Annotated in this window: 19 protein-coding genes; 3 read left to right on the top strand and 16 right to left on the bottom strand. The window is 71.4% G+C overall.

Translation table 11 applies throughout. From position 1 onward, the window contains the following. Positions 1-50: 50 nt before the first annotated feature. On the bottom strand, positions 51-2,318 hold the full coding sequence (locus QF032_RS30200) for an MMPL family transporter (protein WP_307046830.1): 2,268 nt from the start codon (positions 2,316-2,318) through the stop codon (positions 51-53). 409 nt (positions 2,319-2,727) lie between these two features. On the opposite strand from QF032_RS30200, the gene QF032_RS30205 reads away from it, so the two are divergent. The 3 genes from QF032_RS30205 to QF032_RS30215 all read left to right on the top strand — a co-directional run bounded on the left by QF032_RS30205 (position 2,728) and on the right by QF032_RS30215 (position 5,279). Continuing rightward, positions 2,728-3,276 (top strand): DUF1697 domain-containing protein, encoded by a 549-nt coding sequence (locus tag QF032_RS30205; protein ID WP_307046832.1) that lies wholly within the window; start codon positions 2,728-2,730, stop codon positions 3,274-3,276. Between the two features lie 354 nt (positions 3,277-3,630). Beyond that, positions 3,631-4,674, top strand: coding sequence for a ketopantoate reductase family protein (locus tag QF032_RS30210; protein WP_307058237.1), 1,044 nt, complete (start codon positions 3,631-3,633; stop codon positions 4,672-4,674). Positions 4,675-4,679: 5 nt separating this feature from the next. Then, complete coding sequence (locus QF032_RS30215; RefSeq protein WP_307046835.1) at positions 4,680-5,279, top strand: TIGR03086 family metal-binding protein; 600 nt, start codon at positions 4,680-4,682, stop codon at positions 5,277-5,279. Positions 5,280-5,307: 28 nt separating this feature from the next. Here the strand turns inward: QF032_RS30215 and QF032_RS30220 are convergent, their stop codons facing one another. The 15 genes from QF032_RS30220 to QF032_RS30285 all read right to left on the bottom strand — a co-directional run bounded on the left by QF032_RS30220 (position 5,308) and on the right by QF032_RS30285 (position 20,377). Beyond that, entirely contained in the window at positions 5,308-6,057 is a 750-nt protein-coding gene (locus tag QF032_RS30220; protein WP_307058239.1) for a sirohydrochlorin chelatase, read from the bottom strand. A 6-nt stretch (positions 6,058-6,063) separates the two neighbouring features. After that, entirely contained in the window at positions 6,064-6,978 is a 915-nt protein-coding gene (locus QF032_RS30225; RefSeq protein ID WP_307058241.1) for an ABC transporter permease, read from the bottom strand. Then, positions 6,965-7,777 (bottom strand): ABC transporter ATP-binding protein, encoded by an 813-nt coding sequence (locus tag QF032_RS30230; RefSeq protein ID WP_307046839.1) that lies wholly within the window; start codon positions 7,775-7,777, stop codon positions 6,965-6,967. Before QF032_RS30230 ends, QF032_RS30225 begins: the two co-directional genes overlap by 14 nt. After that, positions 7,774-8,904, bottom strand: a complete 1,131-nt coding sequence (locus tag QF032_RS30235; protein WP_307058242.1) for an aliphatic sulfonate ABC transporter substrate-binding protein — start codon at positions 8,902-8,904, stop codon at positions 7,774-7,776. Before QF032_RS30235 ends, QF032_RS30230 begins: the two co-directional genes overlap by 4 nt. 236 nt (positions 8,905-9,140) lie before the next feature. Beyond that, entirely contained in the window at positions 9,141-10,475 is a 1,335-nt protein-coding gene (locus tag QF032_RS30240; protein ID WP_307046843.1) for a sulfate adenylyltransferase subunit 1, read from the bottom strand. Positions 10,476-10,477: 2 nt separating this feature from the next. Next, positions 10,478-11,416 carry a sulfate adenylyltransferase subunit CysD gene (gene cysD, locus QF032_RS30245; RefSeq protein WP_307046845.1) on the bottom strand — a complete coding sequence of 313 codons (939 nt, stop codon included), beginning with the start codon at positions 11,414-11,416 and terminating at the stop codon, positions 10,478-10,480. Beyond that, positions 11,413-12,021, bottom strand: a complete 609-nt coding sequence (cysC, locus tag QF032_RS30250) for an adenylyl-sulfate kinase (RefSeq protein WP_306948478.1) — start codon at positions 12,019-12,021, stop codon at positions 11,413-11,415. Before cysC ends, cysD begins: the two co-directional genes overlap by 4 nt. A 5-nt stretch (positions 12,022-12,026) precedes the next feature. Beyond that, the gene (locus QF032_RS30255) at positions 12,027-12,737 is read right to left on the bottom strand and encodes a phosphoadenylyl-sulfate reductase (RefSeq protein WP_307058244.1); all 711 of its coding nucleotides are present in this window, start codon (positions 12,735-12,737) and stop codon (positions 12,027-12,029) included. Further along, positions 12,734-12,922, bottom strand: coding sequence for a hypothetical protein (locus QF032_RS30260; RefSeq protein WP_306948476.1), 189 nt, complete (start codon positions 12,920-12,922; stop codon positions 12,734-12,736). Before QF032_RS30260 ends, QF032_RS30255 begins: the two co-directional genes overlap by 4 nt. Beyond that, positions 12,919-14,616 (bottom strand): nitrite/sulfite reductase, encoded by a 1,698-nt coding sequence (locus tag QF032_RS30265; RefSeq protein WP_307046850.1) that lies wholly within the window; start codon positions 14,614-14,616, stop codon positions 12,919-12,921. The genes QF032_RS30260 and QF032_RS30265 overlap by 4 nt, the downstream gene beginning before the upstream one ends. A 173-nt stretch (positions 14,617-14,789) precedes the next feature. Continuing rightward, positions 14,790-14,873 carry a putative leader peptide gene (locus QF032_RS40680; protein ID WP_309486338.1) on the bottom strand — a complete coding sequence of 28 codons (84 nt, stop codon included), beginning with the start codon at positions 14,871-14,873 and terminating at the stop codon, positions 14,790-14,792. Positions 14,874-15,037: 164 nt separating this feature from the next. Beyond that, a complete protein-coding gene (locus QF032_RS30270) occupies positions 15,038-15,610 on the bottom strand; it encodes a GNAT family N-acetyltransferase (RefSeq protein ID WP_306948474.1) in 573 nt (190 codons plus the stop codon). A gap of 16 nt (positions 15,611-15,626) precedes the next feature. Next, a complete protein-coding gene (locus QF032_RS30275) occupies positions 15,627-16,961 on the bottom strand; it encodes a hypothetical protein (RefSeq protein WP_307058246.1) in 1,335 nt (444 codons plus the stop codon). Between the two features lie 166 nt (positions 16,962-17,127). Beyond that, complete coding sequence (locus tag QF032_RS30280) at positions 17,128-18,405, bottom strand: helix-turn-helix domain-containing protein (RefSeq protein WP_307060422.1); 1,278 nt, start codon at positions 18,403-18,405, stop codon at positions 17,128-17,130. 322 nt (positions 18,406-18,727) lie between these two features. Beyond that, positions 18,728-20,377, bottom strand: a complete 1,650-nt coding sequence (locus QF032_RS30285) for an acyl-CoA dehydrogenase family protein (protein WP_307046852.1) — start codon at positions 20,375-20,377, stop codon at positions 18,728-18,730. Positions 20,378-20,466: the final 89 nt, after the last annotated feature.

Raw genomic sequence — 20,466 nt, forward strand, 5'->3', positions numbered from 1 at the left:
GGAGTCGACGGGCCCTCAGGACGACCGCCTTGCGGGGACGCCGCGGGGCGTCAGACCCTCACCGGCCGGCCCTCGTCGTCCCGTGCCGCCGGCGTGACCGCCTCAGGCGACTCGTCGTGCGTGAGGTCCGGCAGCCAGTGCAGCCACTTCGGCAGATACCAGTTGCGCTCGCCGAGCAGCGCCATCACGGCCGGCAGCAGCACACCGCGGATGATCGTCGCGTCGATCAGGACCGCAGCCGCGAGGCCCACGCCCATCTGCTTCATCGACTGCATGGACAGCGTGCCGAAGATCGCGAACACGGCGACCATGATGACGGCGGCGCTGGTGACCACGCCCGCCGTGGTGACCACGCCGTGCTCGATCGCCTCGTTCGTCGTACGCCCCCGCAGCCGCGCCTCGCGGATCCGGGAGACGACGAACACGTGGTAGTCCATCGACAGACCGAACAGGATCACGAACAGGAACAGCGGCAGCCAGGTGATGATCGCGCCGACGCCCTCCGCGCCCACCAGCGACGCGCCCCAGCCGTGCTGGAACACGGCGACCAGGATGCCATAGGCCGCGCCCACCGAGAGCAGGTTGAGCACGATCGAGGTGATCGCGACCGTCAGCGAGCGGAACGACAGCAGCATCAGCAGGAAGGCGAAGACCACGACGAACGCGAAGACCGGGGTGACCGCTCCGGCCAGCTGGTCGTTGAAGTCCTGCGAACCGGCCACCTGTCCGGTGATCGGGGCCTGGACGCCGTCCACCTTGCCGAGCGTGGCGGGCCGCACCTCGTCGCGCAGCTTCGCCAGGCTCGCACCCGCCTTGTCCAGGTCGGAGCCGCCGACCAGCGGCACGTACACATAGGCGATGTTCTGCGCGTCGTGCAGCTTGATCTCGACCGGCCCCCGGGAGGCGCCCGAACTCACGGCCTGCTCCTTGAACGCCTGGAGCGCGGCCTTGACGTCGGAAGCGTTGATGTCGTCCGCCTTGACGATCACCTCGGCCGGCTCGGAGCCGCCCGGGAAGGCGTCGTTGACCCGGTTGTACGTCTGCACGATGGGCAGCGAGTCGCCGAACTCCTGGTCCAGGGTGAGGTTCTGGGTCTTCATGCCGACCGCCGGAGCGGCGATCGCGAGCAGTGCGCCGGCCGCGACGACCAGCGAGACGCCGGGCTTGGCGAGGACGACCTTCAGCACGGCGCTCCAGAACCGGCTGCCCTCCGCGGCACGGCCGCCGTTGCCCTTCGTGCGGCGCTTGTCGGGGTGCAGGAACGGGATCCGGCCCTTCTCCACCCGGTGGCCGAGCAGCGAGAGAAGCGCCGGCAGCACGGTCACCGAACCCACCATGGCGACCGCGACCACCATCAGCGAGGCCAGCCCCATCGCCTCGAACGTGGCGAGCCCCGTGAACAGCATGCCCGCCATCGCCACGCACACGGTGACACCGGAGACGATCACGGCACGGCCGCTGGTCGCCGCGGCGATCCTGAGAGCGGTTTCCGGATCACGTCCCGCGGCCCGCTCCTCACGCTCCCGGCGGAGGTAGAACAGGCAGTAGTCGACGCCCACGGCCAGACCGACCAGCAGCATCACCGAGCTCGCCGTGTCGTCCATCGGCTGGAAGTGGCTGACGATGCTCATCAGACCCATCGTCGCCATGATCGCCGTGACCGCGAGGGCCACCGGAAGCAGCGCCGCCACCAGCGCGCCGAAGGCGATCAGCAGGATGCCCAGCGCCACCGGCACCGCGGAGTACTCCGCCTGCTGGAAGTCGTCGCCGAACGCGTCGTCGAACGTCTTCATCATGCTGGCGCCGCCGATCTCCTCGATCCGCACCGAGGAGTGCTCCTTCTGCACGCCCGCGACGGCGTCGAGAACCGGCTCGACCCGCTCGCCCGCGGTGTCGGAATCACCGCGCATGTCGAACTGCACGAGCGCGCTGCGACCGTCCCTGGAGATCGTCCGCGTGTCGTAGGGCGAGGTCACGTCGGTGACCGCACCCGTCTTGCCGACGGCCGCGACGACCGCGGTGACGGCGGCCTTGAACTCGGGGTCGGTGGCCTTGAGGGAACCGCTCTTCGCCTGGATGAGCACGGTCTCGCCGGCCGGCTCCTCGATGCCGGCGTCCTCGATGATCTTGGCGGCCGTGTGGGTCTCGCCCGCGAGCTGGTCGCTCTCCTTGACCTCGACCGTGCCGGCCGCCGAGCCGATCCCCATGGCCAGGACGACGAACAGCACCCAGATGCCCACGGCGGCCCATCGGTGCCGGGCGCTCCAGCCGCCGGCCCGCGCGGCGAAGCCCCGCACCCTTGTATCTCCGTTCCCCATGACGGGCCTGCCCTCTTGTGATGCGGTGGAAGCCCCCTGCCGCCACCTTCCGATTCGAAGGTATGGCCTGGATAAAGCCGTCTCGTCGTGCTGCCCGGTGAGGTGCCGGGCACCCGAGTCCTCCCCTCGGACCGCGTCGTCTCACCGCTGGGTAGGACAGTGACCCCTTACACCTATCTGCGGATCTCGGGGACGGCGATCAGGGTGCAGTCGCCGGTGAAGACAGGAATTGTCGTTTCGAAAGTTTGCGCAACACGTCATAGGCCTGTGGAGAAGTCCGTCAGAGGTTGCTCCGCGGCCGGTCGATCGGCAAGAGTTTCGCCCTGGCCCTTCGTCCGGGCCACGGCCGTCGTGCTCACCCCCACGGAGCACGGCGGCCACCCGGTGCCGTGACAACTAGGCTGAGCAGATGACGACGACGTACGCGGCCCTGCTGCGCGGCATCAACGTGGGCGGCAACAAGAAGCTCCCCATGGCCGAACTGCGCACCCTGCTCGAGGAGCTCGGCCACAGCGACGTGCGCACCTACCTCCAGAGCGGCCAGGCCGTCTTCTCCAGCGCCCACGGCGACGAGGAGAGCCTCGCCGCCGCACTCACGGCGGCGATCGAGAAACGCTTCGGCTTCGCGGTGGGCGTGCTCGTGCGCGACCACGCCTATCTGCGGGCCGTCGCCGACGCCTGCCCGTTCCCGGCCGCCGAACTGGAGGCCAAGCAGCTCCACGCCACCTACTTCTCCGGGCCTGTCGACGAGGAGCGTTTCGCCGGCATCGACCGCGCCGCCCGCCTCCCCGAGGACTTCCGCCTCGGCGACCGCGTCCTGTACCTGTACACCCCCGTCGGCCTCGGCCGCTCCAAACTCGCCGAGCAGCTGGGAAGGCCTCGCGTGAACAAGGGGCTGATCGCCACCACCCGCAACTGGAACACCGTCCTCAAGCTGGTGGAGATGACCCGGCCGTGACACGGGGCCGACGGCGGCCGTAGCCGGGCGGGACCGGGACAGCAGCGCCTGCGCCCACCGGCCGCACCCGGCACGGGCTCGGCCCGCATCCGGCCCCTGGGCGAGGGTGGGCGACTGCGGCTTTTTTGCCGCGGTCGTGGCCATGGCCGTGGGCCTGGCTGTGGTGGTGGGAGGCGGTGGGCGTCCCGCTCGTCGGGCGCCGTCCGGCGTCGTTCGCGGCCACCGGAGGCGTTGCCGCCTTCGGGGTGTCGGGCGTTCATGACCGCCCCGCCCGGCCCTTCACCACCGCCGGTCGCCACGCCCGCGGCGACCGATCCCGCCCGCGCACCCGGACGCCTGTGCGAGGCTCGACCCATGCGCTACGTCATCATCGGGGCAGGGGCGGTCGGGGGCACGATCGCAGGACGGCTGGCGGAGGCCGGGAAACAGGTCGTGCTGGTCGCGCGCGGCGCGCACCGGGCGGCGCTCGCGGAGCACGGACTGCGCCTGCGCGTCCCGGAGGGCCCGCTGACGTTCCGGCCGCCCGTGGTCGAGAGCCCGGCCGAACTCGGCGCACTGCGCGCCGACGACGTCCTCGTCCTCGCCGTCAAGACCCAGGACGCCGAGTCGGCCCTGCGGACGTGGGGCCCGGCCCCCGTCGAGGGCGGCGGCACCGCGGCCGAGCGACTGCCCTTGTTCTGCGCGCAGAACGGCGTGGAGAGCCCGCGACTGGCCCTGCGCCGCTTCCGGCACGTCTACGGCGTCTGCGTCTGGCTGCCGTCCACCCACGTCGACCCCGGTGTGGTGGCCGCCGCGGGCAGCCCGCTCACCGGCATCCTGCACCTCGGCCGCCATCCGCACGGCGTCGACGACACCGTCCGCCGGGTCGCCGCCGACCTGGAGAAAGCGTGCTTCGAGGCGCCCGTCGTACCTGACGTCTCCCGCTGGCAGTACGCCAAACTCCTGTCGAATCTCGCCAACGCCCTGGAAGCGGTGAGCGGGCCGGTCGGCGACCCCCGCGCCGAGGCGCTGTACGCGCAGGTGCGGGCCGAGGGCGAGAGCGTGCTGCGCGCCGCCGGCATCGCCTACGCGAGCACCGACGAGGAGCGGGCCGTACGCGGCGACAAGATCACTCTCGTCCCGCTCGACGGCGCCCCACGCGGCGGCGGCTCCTCCTGGCAGTCCCTCAGCCGCGGCACCGGGACCATCGAGGCCGACCACCTCAACGGCGAGATCGTGCTCCTCGGCCGCCTGCACGGCGTGCCCACCCCGCTGAACGAGTTGCTGCAACGGCTTGCGAACGAGTTCGCCCGGGAGCGGCGGGCGCCCGGTTCCCTGCCGCTGCCGGACCTGCTCCGGCTGGCCGACGCCGCTGTCGCGTTTCTTCAAGATTCCCGGGGACCCCGCTCCGTAGCGTGAGCGGCATGAAGCACGACGAGACCCACCGGTACCTGTCCGAATGCGCCGCCGAGGCGTCGCGCGTCGCCCGCGGCGTCCCCGCGGAACGGCTGAACGACCCCACGCACTGCCCCGGCTGGACCCTGCGCGCCCTGGTCGACCACTGGGTCCTGTACACCTCCCACGGCCTCGAGCACCGTGCCCTGCGCAAGCCGCTGCCCGACGAACTGACCGGCCGCGACTTCACCGCCGACCCCGACTGGGCGACGGCGTACGCCGAGCAGCTCGACCGGGCCGTCGCCGCGTGGGCCGACCCGGCGGTGTGGGAGGGCGAGATCGACCTCGGGACCGCCGCGATGCCCGCCGCCGAGGTGGCCTCGCTGATCCTCAAGGAGACGGCGGTGCACGGGTGGGACGTGGCGGTCGCCACCGGCCAGGAGTTCCGCCTCTCCGACGACGCGGCCCGGTTCGTCCTCGACGTCGTCGAACGGCACGGCGAGCTCTACCGCCGCTACGACGGCTTCGCGCAGGCGGTGCCGGTGGCGCGGGACGCGCCGGTGTTCGAACGGGCGCTCGCGGCGAGCGGCCGCGACCCGCGCCGGGGCGCCGTCCGAACACAAGCCTGACGGCCGGGCCGTTCCGTGCGGCCCCGCCTCACGCCCCCAAGGCCGCCAGAGCAGGCGTCCGGGCCGTCTCGTAACGCTCCAGAAGCACCCGGGCCACCTCCGGCGCCGGGCCCAGCACGTCGGCCAGGACGTCCGCCCCGGCCGCGCCGCGCGCGATGCGGTCCGGCAGGAAACCGGGAGCCAGGACGTACGGCGCGACGGCGACCCGCGCACACCCCAGGGCCCGCAGCTCGCGGACCGCGTCCTCGGTGCGCGGCAGAGAGGCGGAGGCGAACGCAGGCCGCACGGCACACCAACCGGTGCGCCGCCACTCCCGCGCGATGTCTGCGATCACTGCGATCGCCTCCGGGTCGGAGGACCCCGCCGAGGCCAGCACGACCCCGGTCGAGGACTTGTCGGCGGGCGACAGCCCCGCCTCGTACAACCGCCGTTCGAGCGCGGAGAGCAGCAACGGCGAGGGGCCGAGCACCTCGGCCTGCCGGATCCGCAGCTGCGGCGGGGCGTCCCGCAGCACCGCCGGGATGTCCGCCTTCGCGTGGAACGCGCGGGTCAACAGCAACGGCAGCGCCACGACGTCCCGCACGCCGTCCGCCGCCAGCGACTCCAGCACCCCGTGCACGGACGGCACGTTGAAGTCGAGGAAACCGGTCTCGACACGCAATCCCGGCCGCAGCGAACGCACCCGCCGCACCAGGGCGTGGACGGTCGCGGCATGCCGCGGATCACGGCTGCCGTGGGCGATCACCACCAGGGCGGGGAGAACCGGCTTCCTGTGCATGCGGCGTCAGCTCTTCACCAGCAGGCCGCGGCTGCGCAGCACCCACCGCTCGAGCGGACTGAAGATCAGCAGGTCGATCGCGATGCCCACGAACAGGATGAGCAGGATCGCCTCGAACACCATCGACATGTCACTGGCGTTGCGCCCGTTCTCCAGCAACTGGCCGAGGCCGACGCCGAGATCGGGGAACGACGCGATGATCTCCGCCGCCATCAGCGAACGCCACGAGAACGCCCAGCCCTGCTTCAGACCCGCCACATAGCCCGGCAGCGCGGCCGGCAGCGTGATGTACACGGTGCCCTTCAGCCCCGTCGCCCCCATCGTGCGGCCCGCCCGCAGGAACAGCGGCGAGACCTGGTCGACGCCGGAGACCAGCCCGTTGGCGATGGACGGCACCGCGCCCAGCAGGATCACCGCGTACATCATCGAGTTGTTCAGACCCAGCCACAGCACGGCCGGCGGGACCCACGCCACCGACGGAAGCGACTGGAGACCGGACAGGATCGGCCCGATCGCCGCCCGCACGAACCTCACCCGCGCCACCAGCAGGCCCAGCGGAGTGCCGATCGCCAGGGCGAACAGGAAGCCGAGCAGTCCGCGCGAGACGCTCGTCCAGATGTACCCGAGCAGCTCGCCCCGCAGCCATGCCTGGCGGAGGGTGTGCCAGACGTCCAGCGGGGAGACCAGCTTGGTCGGGTCGTCGACCGTCTTGAAGGTGATCTGCCAGACGACCAGCAGCAGCGCCGTCGCGACGACCGGCGGCAGGATCTTGTCGACCAAGGTCCGCCGGAACGGCACCCGTGCGGTGGGCGCGACGACGTCCAGCGCGTCGAGCCCCGCCTCCACACCGGCCAGCCCGTCGGCGTCGGCCTCCGTCACCGTGCCCTCCGTCACTGTCGTCCTCGTCTCAGTGCTGGCCATGACGGCGGATCTCCCCACGCAGGACTTCGGTGATCTCCAGGGACAGTTCCGCCACCGGGGCGTCCTCGATCCGGCGCGGCTGCGGGATGTCCACCGTCCACTCGCGCGCCACCCGGCCGGGCCGCGAGGACAGCAGGACGACGCGCTGTGCGAGCCGAACCGCCTCCCGCACGTTGTGCGTCACGAACAGGACGGACAGCCCCGTCTCCGCCCAGATCCGGGTGAGTTCGTCGTGCAGCACGTCCCGTGTGATGGCGTCCAGCGCCGCGAACGGCTCGTCCATCAGCAGCAGTCGGCTCTCCTGCGCCAGCGCGCGGGCCATCGCCACCCGCTGCCGCATACCGCCGGAAAGTTCGTGAACACGCTTTCCGTACGCGCCCTTCAACCGGACCAGCTCGAGCAGCTCCTCGGCCTTGCCGCGCCGGTCGGGCTTCGCCACCCCCCGCAGCTTCAGGGCGAGTTCGATGTTCTTGCCCGCGGTCAGCCACGGGAACAGCGCGTGTTCCTGGAACATCAGCGCCGGACGGCCGTCCGTCGTGATGGACCCGGCGGTGGGCCGGTCCAGGCCGGCCACCAGGTTCAGCAGGGTGGACTTGCCGCAGCCCGACGCCCCGAGCAGGGTGACGAACTCACCGGGCGCGACATCGAGGGTGATGTCGTCCAGGACGAGCTGCTGCCCGCCCGGGCCCGCGAAGGACTTCGAGACGTGGTCGAGGCGTGCCGCGAACGCCACCGTCTCGGTGGGCTCGGCGGCCTTGGCGAAGGTCGTGGCCATGGTCGTCACCTCCTGGGAACTCATCGGGACTTCGGTCGCTCGACACCCAGACCGGCGTCGTCGACGGCGGACTCGCCCTCGGCCTCGAGGACCTTGTTCAGGATCGTCAGGTCGTAGATGCCGGCGAGGTCGGGCTTCTCCAGCAGACCCGCCTCGACGGCGTGCGCCGCCTCGGCGTCGAGGGTGTCCGCCAGCGGGTCGTCGGTGAACCTGATCGACCGCCACGCCGGGTCCAGCACGTCGGCGGGCAGCGCCTTGCCGGAGTCCGTCTCCAGCTGCCTGTTCGCCGCGGCCTTCGCCTTCGCCGGGTTGGCGCCGATCCACCTGTTGGTCTCCACCGAGCCCTTCAGCACGGCCTGAACGACCTTCGGGTGCTCTTCCAGGAACTTCTGCGACACGATGACGTTCGTGATCACGAACTGCCTGTCGGGCCACAGCGACGCCTCGTCCAGCAGCACCCTGCCGCCCTCGGCGACCAGCCTCGAGGCGGTCGGCTCCGGCACCCAGGCGCCGTCGACCGACCCCGACCTGAACGCGTCCGGCGTCACCTTGTTGTCGCTGCGGACGACGGTCACGTCACCCTTGCCGCTCTGCGCGTCGACCTTCCAGCCCTGCTTCGCGATCCAGTTCAGGAACGCCACATCCTGCGTGTTTCCGAGCTGAGGCGTCGCGATCCTCTTGCCCTTGACGTCCTCGAGCGAGGTGACCTCGTCCGGGTTCACCACCAGCTTCACCCCGCCGGACGCCGAACCCCCCACGATGCGCAGGTTCTTGCCGTCGGACTTGGCGTAGCCGTTGATCGCCGGGGACGGACCGATCCAGCCGATGTCGAGGGAACCGGCGTTCAACGCCTCGATCTCCGAGGGACCCGCGTTGAACGTCGCGTACGACGCCCTGGTCCCGCCCAGCGCCTTCTGGAGGATGCCCTGCTCACGGCCGACCAGCGCGGTCGCGTGGGTGAGGTTGCCGAAGTACCCGATCCGCACGGTGTCGAGCCCGTCGATCTTCCGAGCCCCGGCGGCGACCTGCTCGTTGGCGTTGCCGTCCTTGGCCTGCGAACCGTATCCGCAGGCCGCGAGGGCGAGCAGGGGCAGCGCCGCTAGGGCCGCGACGCCGCGGCGAAGCCGTGACAGGGGGAGACTGGCAGGCACCGGGAGGGGTTCCTCTCGTCGGCCCGGCGGTCACGGTCTCTCAGGTCGTGGCCGGGAGCTCGGCAAAGGGTTCTCGTCGTTTCCACGACGGCGGGCGGGGCGATCGGGCGCGCAGGCGGTGCGCGGACGTCAGCGCGCACATCGCGCGACTCCGCCCTGCCCGCTGCCGAGGGCGCCGCTGCCGACCCGGCCGCCCTCCTTCGCGAACGTCGCGTAGACGTCGGTCGTGGCCACGGTCAGAAGTCCCAGCCGTCGTCGTCGGGCGTCTCCTTGACCGGCTCCGGCGACGCGAACGACTCGCCGACCATGCCCGCGGTGAGCGTCGTGCCGTCGGCCGGGTCGATCAGGATGAACGAGCCCGTGCGGCGCGAGTCGGCGTAGGAATCCACCGGAAGCGGTTGCGCGGTGCGGATCTTCACGCGGCCGATGTCGTTGGCGACGAGCTGTCCCGGATGCGGGTGCAGGGACAGGTCGTCGAGCGTGAGACGGGACGGGATGTCCTTCACGATCGCCTTGACGGTGCGGGTGCCGTGCTTGATCAGCACCCGGTGCCCGACGGTCAGCGGCTGGTCGGCCACATGGCACACGGTCGCCTCGACGTCCTGGGTGGTGGCGGGCGCGTCCTTGGTGGGCACGATCAGGTCGCCGCGCGAGACGTCCACGTCGTCCGCGAGCAGCACGGTCACCGACTGCGTCGTCCACGCCACGTCCACCGGCTCGCCCAGCAGGTCGATCCCGGAGATCGTCGAGGTGCGACCGGACGGCAGCACCGTCACCGGCTCGCCGACCCGGAAGGTGCCCGCGGCGATCTGGCCCGCGTAGCCCCGGTAGTCCGGGTGTTCGGCGGTCTGCGGCCGGATCACGTACTGGACGGGCAGCCGGGCGTGGCAGTGCGCGAGGTCATGACTGACCGGAACCGTTTCCAGGTGTTCCAGGAACGTCGGCCCGCCGTACCAGTCCATGTTCGCCGACGGATCCACCACGTTGTCGCCGGCCAGCGCCGAGATCGGGATGGCGGTCACCTCGGGGACGCCGAGCTCGCTCGCGTACGCCGTGAACTCCTCGGCGATCGCCGCGAAGACCGGCTCCCGGTAGTCGACCAGGTCCATCTTGTTGACGGCGAGAACGACGTGCGGAACCCGGAGCAGGGCCGCGATCGCCGCGTGCCGGCGGGTCTGCTCGACGACGCCGTTGCGGGCGTCGACCAGGATCACCGTCAGCTCCGCCGTGGAGGCGCCCGTCACCATGTTGCGGGTGTACTGCACGTGACCCGGGGTGTCGGCCAGGATGAACCGGCGCCGGGGCGTCGCGAAGTAGCGGTAGGCCACGTCGATGGTGATGCCCTGCTCGCGCTCGGCGCGCAGCCCGTCGGTCAGCAGCGCCAGGTCGGGCGCTTCCTGCCCGCGGCTCGCCGAGGCGCGCTCGACGGCCTCCAGCTGGTCGCTGAGGATCGACTTGGAGTCGTGCAGCAGCCTGCCCACCAGGGTGGACTTGCCGTCGTCGACGGAGCCGGCGGTGGCGAACCGCAACAGGGTCGTGGCCGAGAGTTCCTCGGAGGTGATCGTGCTCATGCTTAGAAGTACCCCTCGCGCTTGCGGTCTTCCATCGCGGCCTCGGACATCTTGTCGTCGGCGCGGGTCGCGCCGCGCTCGGTCAGCCGGGAGGCGGCGATCTCGGCGATGACGTCGTCCAGCGTCACCGCGTCGGAGTCGACGGCGCCGGTGCAGGACATGTCACCGACGGTGCGGTATCGCACGAGACGCTTTTCGACCGTTTCCCCGTCCTTGGGGCCGCCCCACTCGCCGGCGGTCAGCCACATGCCCGCCCGCCGGAACACCTCGCGCTCGTGCGCGAAGTAGATCTGCGGCAGTTCGATGCCCTCACGGGCGATGTACTGCCAGACGTCCAGCTCGGTCCAGTTGGAGAGCGGGAAGACCCGGACGTGCTCGCCGGGGGCGTGGCGGCCGTTGTACAGGTTCCACAGCTCGGGCCGCTGGCGACGCGGGTCCCACTGCGAGAACTCGTCGCGCAGGGAGAACACCCGCTCCTTGGCGCGTGCCTTCTCCTCGTCGCGCCGGCCCCCGCCGAAGACCGCGTCGAACCTGTCGGCCTGGATCTTCTCCGTGAGCGGCAGCGTCTGGAGCGGGTTGCGGGTCCCGTCCGGACGCTCCCTGAGCGCCCCGCGGTCGATGTACTCCTGCACGGAGGCCACATGGAGGCGCAGCCCGTGCTCGGCGACCACCCGGTCGCGGTATTCGAGGACCTCGGGGAAGTTGTGCCCGGTGTCCACGTGCAGCAGCGAGAAGGGGACGGCGGCCGGGGCGAACGCCTTCAGCGCCAGGTGCAGCATGACGATGGAGTCCTTGCCGCCGGAGAACAGGATCACCGGCCGCTCGAACTCGCCCGCCACCTCACGGAAGATGTGCACCGCCTCGGACTCCAGCGAGTCCAGGTGGCTGAGGGCGTACGGGCTGACCGTGCCCTCCTCGGTACCGGCGACGGTCGTCGTCATGCCAGTCCCCTCTCGCTGAGCAGGGCGTACACCGACGCCGCGGACTCCTGCACGGTCTGGTCCTGGGACTCGATCCGCAGATCGGGCGACTCGGGCGCCTCGTAGGGGTCGTCGACCCCGGTGAGCCCGGTCAGCTCGCCCGCCGCCTGCTTGGCGTACAGACCCTTCACGTCACGGACCGAGCACACCTCGACCGGAGTCGCCACGTGCACCTCCAGGTAACCGGTTGCGCTCTCCTGGTGACGCTTGCGCACGGCCGCACGGCTGTCCGCGTACGGCGCGATCACCGGGACGAGCACCTTGACGCCGTTGCGGGCCAGCAGCTCGGCCAGGAAACCGATGCGCTGCACGTTGGCGTGCCGGTCCTCGCGGCTGAAACCGAGGCCCGCGGAGATGAACTCGCGGATCTCGTCGCCGTCGAGCACCTCGACGAGGTGGCCCTCCTCGCGCAGCCGGCCGGCCAGCTCGTACGCGATGGTGGTCTTGCCGGCACTCGGCAGACCCGTGAGCCAGACGGTGGCTCCGGTCGTCACGTGGTTCTCCCGGTTCGTAGGGGGATGGGGGATGTCGCCGGGGGCGGCGCTGTTCGTGGAGGTCGCGGTCATGGCGGTCAGCCGTGCAGTCCGCACTCGGTCTTCCCGCGTCCCGCCCAGCGCCCGGCGCGCGCGTCCTCGCCCTCGAGGACCCTGCGGGTGCACGGGGCGCAGCCGACGGACGCGTAGCCGTCCATCAGCAGGGGGTTTGACAGTACGCCGTGCTCCGTGATGTAGGCATCGACGTCGTCCTGGGTCCACCGGGCGATCGGCGAGATCTTGACCTTCTGCCGCTTCTCGTCCCAGCCGACGACCGGGGTGTCCGCCCGGGTAGGGGACTCGTCGCGCCGCAGGCCGGTGGCCCAGGCGCGGTATCCCCGGAGCCCCTCCTCCAACGGCTGCACCTTGCGCAGCTTGCAGCACAGGTCGGGATCGCGGTCGTGCAACTTCGGCCCGAACTCGGCGTCCTGCTCGGCGACCGACTGACGCGGGGTGAGCGTGATGACGTTGACGTCCATCACGGCCTCGACCGCGTCCCGGGTGCCGATGGTCTCGGGGAAGTGGTAACCGGTGTCGAGGAACACCACGTCCACGCCCTTGAGGACGCGGGACGCGAGGTGGGCGACCACGGCGTCCTCCATGGACGACGTCACACAGAACTGCCGGCCGAAGGTGTCCACCGCCCACTGCAGGATCTCGAGCGCCGACGCGTCCTCGAGGTCGCGGCCCGCCTGCTCGGCCAGCGCCTTCAACTCGTCGGTCGTACGGCCTTCCTGGAGCGTCGTCATATCCGGTCCCCTCCCGTTTCGGTGCGCTGAACGCCTCGGGACAGCAGCCCGAGGAACTTCAGCTGGAATGCGCGGTTGCACGCCGCGCATTCCCAGGCGCCGTGACCGCCCTCCGCGGCCTCGCTCGGACGGAGGTCCTCGTCGCCGCAGTAAGGGCAGTAGAAAGGGGCGGCCCGCTCGCTCATGAAAGGGCCTCCTCGCTGGCGCGCGCGGCCCAGACCGCGAACCGCTCGCCGTCCTCGCGCTCGTCCTGGAAGCGCTTGAGAACGCGTTCCACGTAGTCCGGCAGCTCGTCCGAGGTGACCTTCAGACCGCGGACCTTGCGGCCGAAACCGGCTTCGAGACCGAGCGCGCCGCCCAGGTGCACCTGGTAGCCCTCGACCTGCTCGCCCCGCTCGTCGAGGACCAGCTGGCCCTTGAGACCGATGTCCGCGACCTGGATACGGGCGCAGGCGTTCGGGCAGCCGTTGAGATTGATGGTGAGGGGCTCGTCGAAGTCCGGCAGGCGGCGCTCCAGCTCGTCGATCAGCTGGGAGCCGCGCTGCTTGGTCTCGACGATGGCCAGCTTGCAGAACTCGATGCCGGTGCAGGCCATGGTGCCGCGCCGGAACGTCGAGGGCCGAGCCGTCAGGTCCAGCGCCTCCAGGCCCTCGACGAGCGATGCGACCTGCGCCTCCTCGACGTCGAGGACGATCATCTTCTGCTCGACGGTGGTCCGGACGCGGCCCGAGCCGTGTGCCTCGGCGAGCTCCGCGATCTTCGTCAGGGTCGCGCCGTCCACCCGGCCGACACGCGGTGCGAAACCGACGTAGAAACGGCCGTCCTTCTGCCGGTGCACGCCGACGTGGTCGCGCCAGCGCTCCACCGGCTGGTCCGGGGCCGGGCCGTCGACCAGCGTGCGCCCGAGGTACTCGTCCTCCAGCACCTGCCGGAACTTCTCCGGCCCCCAGTCGGCGACCAGGAACTTCAGACGGGCGCGGGTGCGCAGACGCCGGTAGCCGTAGTCACGGAAGATCGACAGCACACCCTCGTAGACGTCCGGGACCTCGTCCAGCGGCACCCAGGCGCCCAGCCGCACGCCCAGCTTGGGGTTGGTGGACAGCCCGCCGCCGACCCACAGGTCGAAGCCCGGCCCGTGCTCGGGGTGGCGGACGCCGACGAACGCGACGTCGTTGATCTCGTGGACCACGTCCAGCACGGGGGAGCCCGAGATGGCCGTCTTGAACTTCCGCGGCAGGTTCGAGTACGCCTTGTTGCCGAGGACGCGGCGCTTCATCTCCTCCAGCGCCGGGGTGCCGTCGATGATCTCGTCCTCGGCGATGCCGGCGACGGGGGAGGCGATCATCACCCGCGGGGTGTCGCCGCACGCGGTGACGGTGGACAGGCCCACCGCCTCCAGGCGGTTCCAGATCTCGGGCACGTCCTCGATGCGGATCCAGTGGTACTGCACGTTCTGCCGGTCGGTGAGGTCGGCGGTGCCCCGCGCGAACTCCTGCGAGATCTCGCCGACGACCCTCAGCTGCCGCGTGGTCAGCGCACCGCCGTCGATGCGCACACGCAGCATGAAGTACTTGTCGTCCAGCTCCTCCGGCTCCAGGATCGCGGTCTTGCCGCCGTCGATCCCGGGCTTGCGCTGGGTGTACAGACCCCACCAGCGCATCCGGCCGCGGAGATCGTTGGGGTCGATCGAGTCGAAGCCACGCTTGGAGTAGATCGTCTCAATGCGTGTCCGCACATTGAGACCGTCGTCGTCCTTCTTGAACTGCTCGTTGCCGTTGAGCGGGGTGTGGTGCCCCGCGGCCCACTGGCCCTCGCCGCGGTGACGGCTCACCTTGCGGCGGGGAGTCGCGGCTGCAGGCTTCTGCGGGGTGGCGGCCATGGTTGATACGTCCTTCGGGACAGCAGCGGAAGGTGTCGGCGCGCGGCGCCGTCCGGCGGTGGTCGGGTGACGGGGCGAGAGGCTCTGACCTGCGCGTACGGGCGCACAGGGTCCATACGCGTCATTGCGCAGGAGGGAGGCTGTACTCAGATGTCGGGCGGAGCTGCGGCTCGTCAGCTCGCCGGACAGATGGCGCTGGACATGCGGCCGAGGTCGACGTGCCGCCGACTCACCAAGGCAATTCCAGTTCCGGACATGGCGAAAGCGTGTCACGGCGATCTGGACACAGTCCAGCTTCGTCCGCGATGCGGACACCCTTGTCCCGGAATACGAGACAAGGGTGGCGTCTGTCACATGACCTGTGAGGTCTCTTGTCCGCGCAGGTCACCACGAGGGGGAACCAGCCGGAGGAAACAGCGGTTCAGACGGGGAACGCGCCCGGCCAGGGACCCGGCGCCGACACCTCGGGCTGTTCCTCGACCTTCGTGTCGAACAGCGTGAATCCGCGCCGCTGATAATTCTCCATCGCGTGCTCGCCGTCCAGGCTGCAGGTGTGCAGCCACACCCGCTTGGTCTGCGGCAGCCCCGGCCAGCGGTCGGCCAGATCCCACGCCCGGGCGGCGCCGTGCGACAGCAGGTGCCCGCCGATCCGCCGCCCGCGGAAAGCCGGCAGCAAACCGAAGTACACGATTTCGACGACCCCGTCGTCCTGCGGCTCCAGCTCCACGTACCCGGCCGGCGTGCCCCGCTCGTAGGCCACCCAGGTCTCGACCCCGGGGCGCTCCAGATGCTCCCGCCACTGTGCGTACGTCCAGCGCAGCCGGTCGATCCAGCGGATGTCCCCGCCGACGGACGCGTACAGGAAACGGCTGAACTCGGGGGAGGGGACCTCGGAGCGCACGATCCGGACGTCGCCCTCCGGCGCGGCGGCCGGGAGGAGGTCGCCGGGACCGGTCTGCTCCAGGGACCAGGTGGTCACGGGGATGTTCGTCATGCCCGCCAGGGAATCATCACTGCGACATTCTGTCGATCGAGGCCAGGGGCAGCGCGAACAGCGCCCGGCCCGACTGCGCCCAGACCTCGCCGGTCGCCGCCCAGTAGGACAGGGACTCCGTCTGCGTGCTCCAGCAGTCGTGCCGGTCCGCCGCGCCGCACACCGCGGCGCCCGAGCCGCCGTCCTCGCCGTGTGCGCCGCGTTCGTCGTCCGTCCCGCCGGGGCTCTGCCGCCACAGCGTCCCGTGCTCGTCGTGCGGGCCCGCGGCGCGGGTCACGTACCACCGCGTGTCGTAGGACAGCACGCCGCGCACCCCGGTGACCTTCGTTATGTAGGCCTCGGACGCCGTCACCCGCCCGTTCGGACCGGCGACGAGCAGACCCGCGTGGCCGGGCGCCGTGCTGAACGGGTAGCGCCACAGGCGGGCGCCCCGGTCGCCGTCGTCGAGCGTCCACTCCCCGGCGACCAGACTGTCCGGCGCGGTGCTGCGGTCGAGAGAGACGGTCGAGGGACGCGGCGCGCCCGAGCCGCCGCTCAGCTCGTAGGAGCCGACGGCCGGGAGCACGAATCCGTACCCGTGCGCCGACCAGCCGCCCGGCACCCGGCCCACCGCGTCAGCGGCGACCGTGGCGCGCTGCACGCGGTTCATGTCGTACACGTACAGCGCGGACCGGTCCCCGTCGTCCGCGGTGACCAGCAGCTTGTCCTGGTACCAGACCATGCCGGAGACGTGCGAGACCAGCCCGCGGTAGTCCCGGCCGTCGTCCACGGGGACGGCGAGCAGCGCCCAGGTGTAGGAGAGGTGACCGAGATCGGCGGCGTCGACGAAGCCGACCCGGGCCAGGCCCCGGTCCGCCGCCGCTCCGCCGCTGCGTGACCAGCCGGAGAGGATCACCCGGTTCGAGCCCCACACGCCGTCGTCGTCCGCGTCCCCCGACGTGGTGACCGCGCCCGGCCGCCAGCCCGCCGTGTCGTCGGTGTTCCAGCAGTACGCACGTGTAGCCGTGGGGGAGACCGGCAGGGCCCGGCGCTCGGCGGGCGAGCAGTCGACGGCGTCCCGCAGGGTGCGGTCGGCGCCGTCCAGCACCGCGCCGACGCCGACCGGGCGGCCCATCCCGGCCGCGAGCCGGTCCAGGGAGGCCTGCGGCACCATGTTCTCCGTCAGTCGCAGGTCAGCGACCTCGGACGCGGCGGTGAGCGGCTTCAGGTCCCCCGGGCCGTCGTGGGTGACCGTCGCCTGGGAAGCACTGATCACGGTGGCGGCGGCGGTGAGGGCGAGAGCGGTTCCGGACAGAAACGCCCGCAGTGCCCTGCCGCGCCTGCGCCGGCGATGTCGGCCGCGCTGTCTCATTCGCCCTCCCGAGGCGGGCCAACTGCGCCTGATGATCCATACGTTGACAGAGGAGCAGGTGGGGTGACCCGTAGAGGGATGCTACGGCAGTCGGCCGCCCCGGAGGACGAAGTCCGCGCAAATATGCGGAAGACCCTGTGGGAAGACCGCGGATGCATCACCATTGCTACGGTGACGGCGTTCTGTTTTTGACCACCGCGGGCGCGGTCGAATGGGGCAACAGCCCCGCGGGATCGGCGGGCAGAAGCACGTCGACCTCGGCGTCCTCGCAGAAACGATACGGCCGGTGTTCCAGAAATCCTCCCAGGTAACGCCGCACCCGGGACATCTCCGCCCGCACCGTCACCGTACGGTCCGAGTCGCCGAACATGTCCTGCGCGAGCTCCGCGGCACTGCGCCCGCCGCGCCGCACCGCCAGCAGATACAGCAACTCCGCATGCCGGGGACTGAGTTCGTGGGACCACGAGCCCGCGTCCCCCGACACCGTCACCGACCAGCGCCGGGGTCTGGTCAGGTCCAGCACGATCCGGCTCGCACCGCCCGGCGGCCGCCCGGCCGCCTCGTCCACCGACCGCACCAGCCAACCCCCGGCCAGCGGCTCGAGGGTGCACAGCCCCAGTGCCGGCAGCCATCGACGTCCCGGCGACGGCGACTTCGGGAGCGCGATCCGGCTCGTGTACGGCATCCCGGTCACCGCGGCCGTCCACCCCTCGCCGTCCACGACCGCGGCCCGGCCGCCGATCCGGGCCAGCGCCGGCGCCGCCACCGCGCGCAACCGCTCCAGCGAACCGAGATGCTTCTCCCGCAGCCTGGACTCGGCGAGCTTCGCCACCGAGTCGACCCACGCGAGGGTCGCCGGGTGCATCGTCTCCAGTGGCCCGCTGACGTCGACGACGCCCAGCAGCCGGCCGTTGCGCGGATCGGTGATCGGCGCGCCCGCGCAGGTCCAGGCGGCGTGCGAGCGCACGAAATGCTCGGCGGCGAACACCTGCACGGGCCGGCGCACCACCGCCGGCGTGCCCACCCCGTTGGTGCCCACCACCGCCTCGCCCCAGTCCGCGCCCAGCTCGAAGCCGAGCCCGTCGGCCTTGCGCAGCACCGGGCCGCAGCCCTCGCGCCACAGCACCCGGCCCTCCCCGTCGGCGACCACCATGATGTGGTGAGCGACGTCCGCGACCGACAGCAACCCCTCCCGCAGCACCGGCAGTACCTCGCGCAGCGGCGACTCCTCGCGCCGCCGCCGCACCTCGTCGGCGCCGAGCAGCCCCGCCCGGACATCACGCTCCGGATCGACACCGCTGCGCAGTAGGCGCTCCCAGGACTGCTCGATCACCGGACGCGGGGCGACGCGCACCCGCTGGCCGGCCAGCCGGGCGTCACGGACCTGGTTGAGCACCCGCGCCGCCCGCGCGGCGTCGACGGCCGCGAGCTGCGGCACGTTCATCGGTGGCATCGCCACTGGGCCTCCAGGGTTGGACACAGGCTGACAACCGGATGTCAAGCGCTTGTGCCGACTGTTTCCGGTCGTGCTTGGACCCCCCCATCTTGCCGTCCACTCGTGACGGAGGGGCCTACTCCGGTCACAACCACCGACAAGTTGCAACCCCCTGCAACCCTGGTGAACGTCCACAGGTTGTTTGAAACTTGAGCCACGCCGTCCCGAGCGGCGATTCTGGCCTCGCAGGGCCATTGCGGCGGGGGTGGTGCCGTGTCGGCGCAGCACCACCCCCGCTTCCTGCTTCCGTGAATCTCCCGAGGCCCCGGCGTCACTCCCGGGGAGCGGCCCGCTCGACGAGCGCCGCCAGGTCCAGGCTGTGCGGCAACGTCCCGAAAGCCGCACCCCCGTCCCCGCCCAGCCGCGAGGCGCAGAACGCGTCCGCCACCCCGGGCGGTGCGAACCGCACCAGCAGCGACCCCTGGAGCACCAGGGCGAACCGCTCCGCCAACCGCCGGGCCCGCCCCTCGGCCCCGTCCAGATCGGCGAGGTCCGTCAACAGATCCTTGATCGCGCCGTCCAGCCGGTGGTCGGCCCCCCGCGCCAGACCCACCTCGTGGAGGTAGGCGTTCAACGCCTGTGGTTCGCGCTGCAGCGCCCGCACCACGTCCAGCGCCTGGACGTTGCCCGCCCCCTCCCAGATCGAGTTCAGCGGCGACTCCCGCACCAGCCGGGGCATCCCCGACTCCTCCACGTAACCGTTTCCGCCGAGGCATTCCGACGCCTCCACCGCCACCGGAGCGCAGCGCTTGGTCACCCAGTACTTGGCCGCCGGAACAGCGATCCGAAGAAACGCCCGCTCCTGCTCGCCCCCGTCGTCGCAGGCCGCCGCGAGCCGCAGTCCCAGCGTGGTCGCGGCCTCCGACTCCAGGGCCAGATCCGCCAGCACATTGCGCATCAGCGGCTTGTCCACGAGCTTGCCGCCGAACGCCGCACGATGGGAACAGTGGTGGACCGCCTGCGCCACCGCCTGCCGCATCAGCCCCGCCGACCCCAGCACACAGTCCAGCCGGGTCGCCGCCACCATGTCGATGATGGTCCGCACCCCGCGCCCCTCCTCGCCGACCCGGCGCGCCCACGTCCCGTCGAACTCGACCTCGGCGGAGGCGTTGGACCGGTTGCCCAGCTTGTCCTTCAGCCGCTGGAGACGGAAGACGTTCCGGGAGCCGTCTTCGAGAACGCGCGGAACGAGGAAACACGTCAGCCCGCCGTCGCCCCCGCCGGGGGCGGTCCGCGCCAACACCAGGAAACCGTCCGACATCGGCGCCGAACAGAACCACTTGTGCCCGGTCAGCTCGTACGCCCCGTCGTCGGCTAGCGGAGCGGCGACCGTCGTGATCGCCCGGACGTCGCTGCCGCCCTGTTTCTCCGTCATCCCCATGCCGAACAACGCACCGGCCTTCGATCGGGCCGGCCGCAGCCCGCGGTCGTAGACCGTGGACGTCAGCCGGGGCTCCCACTCGGCGGCCAGCGTCGGATCGGTGCGCAGCGCGGGCACCGCCGCGTGGGTCATCGACAGCGGGCAGCAGTTGCCCGCGTCGACCTGCGTCCACACCAGGAACCCCGCCGCCCGCCGCACATGCCCGCCCGGCCGCACCCAGGCCGCGGTCAGCCCGGCCCCCACCCCCTTGCCGAGCAGCCGGTGCCACGCCGGATGGAAGTCGACCTCGTCGATCCGGTGCCCGTGACGGTCGTACGCACGAAGTTTCGGAGGACGGGCGTCGGCCTGCGCCGCCCACTCCTGCAGCTGCCCGGACCCCGCCGCCCGCCCGAGCGCCGACAACTCGCCGCGCACCTCGTCGAGCAGCCCCGGATCCAGGTGCCGTTCCACGGCCGCCACCAGCGCCTGGTCTGCGCCGTAGACGTCGTATCCGGTCAGGGGCGGGGGCTGGTTGGTCACCGTGTGCGTGCTGCCTGCCATGGCCCGAACCTACCCCCGGGTACCGCGGTCATGACCGTCAGCGGCCCGCGCGCCGCTCCCCGACCCGGTGAAGAGGCTTTGCCGGGGGT

It is taken from the genome of Streptomyces achromogenes, assembly GCF_030816715.1.
GTDB classification, from domain to species: domain Bacteria; phylum Actinomycetota; class Actinomycetes; order Streptomycetales; family Streptomycetaceae; genus Streptomyces; species Streptomyces achromogenes_A.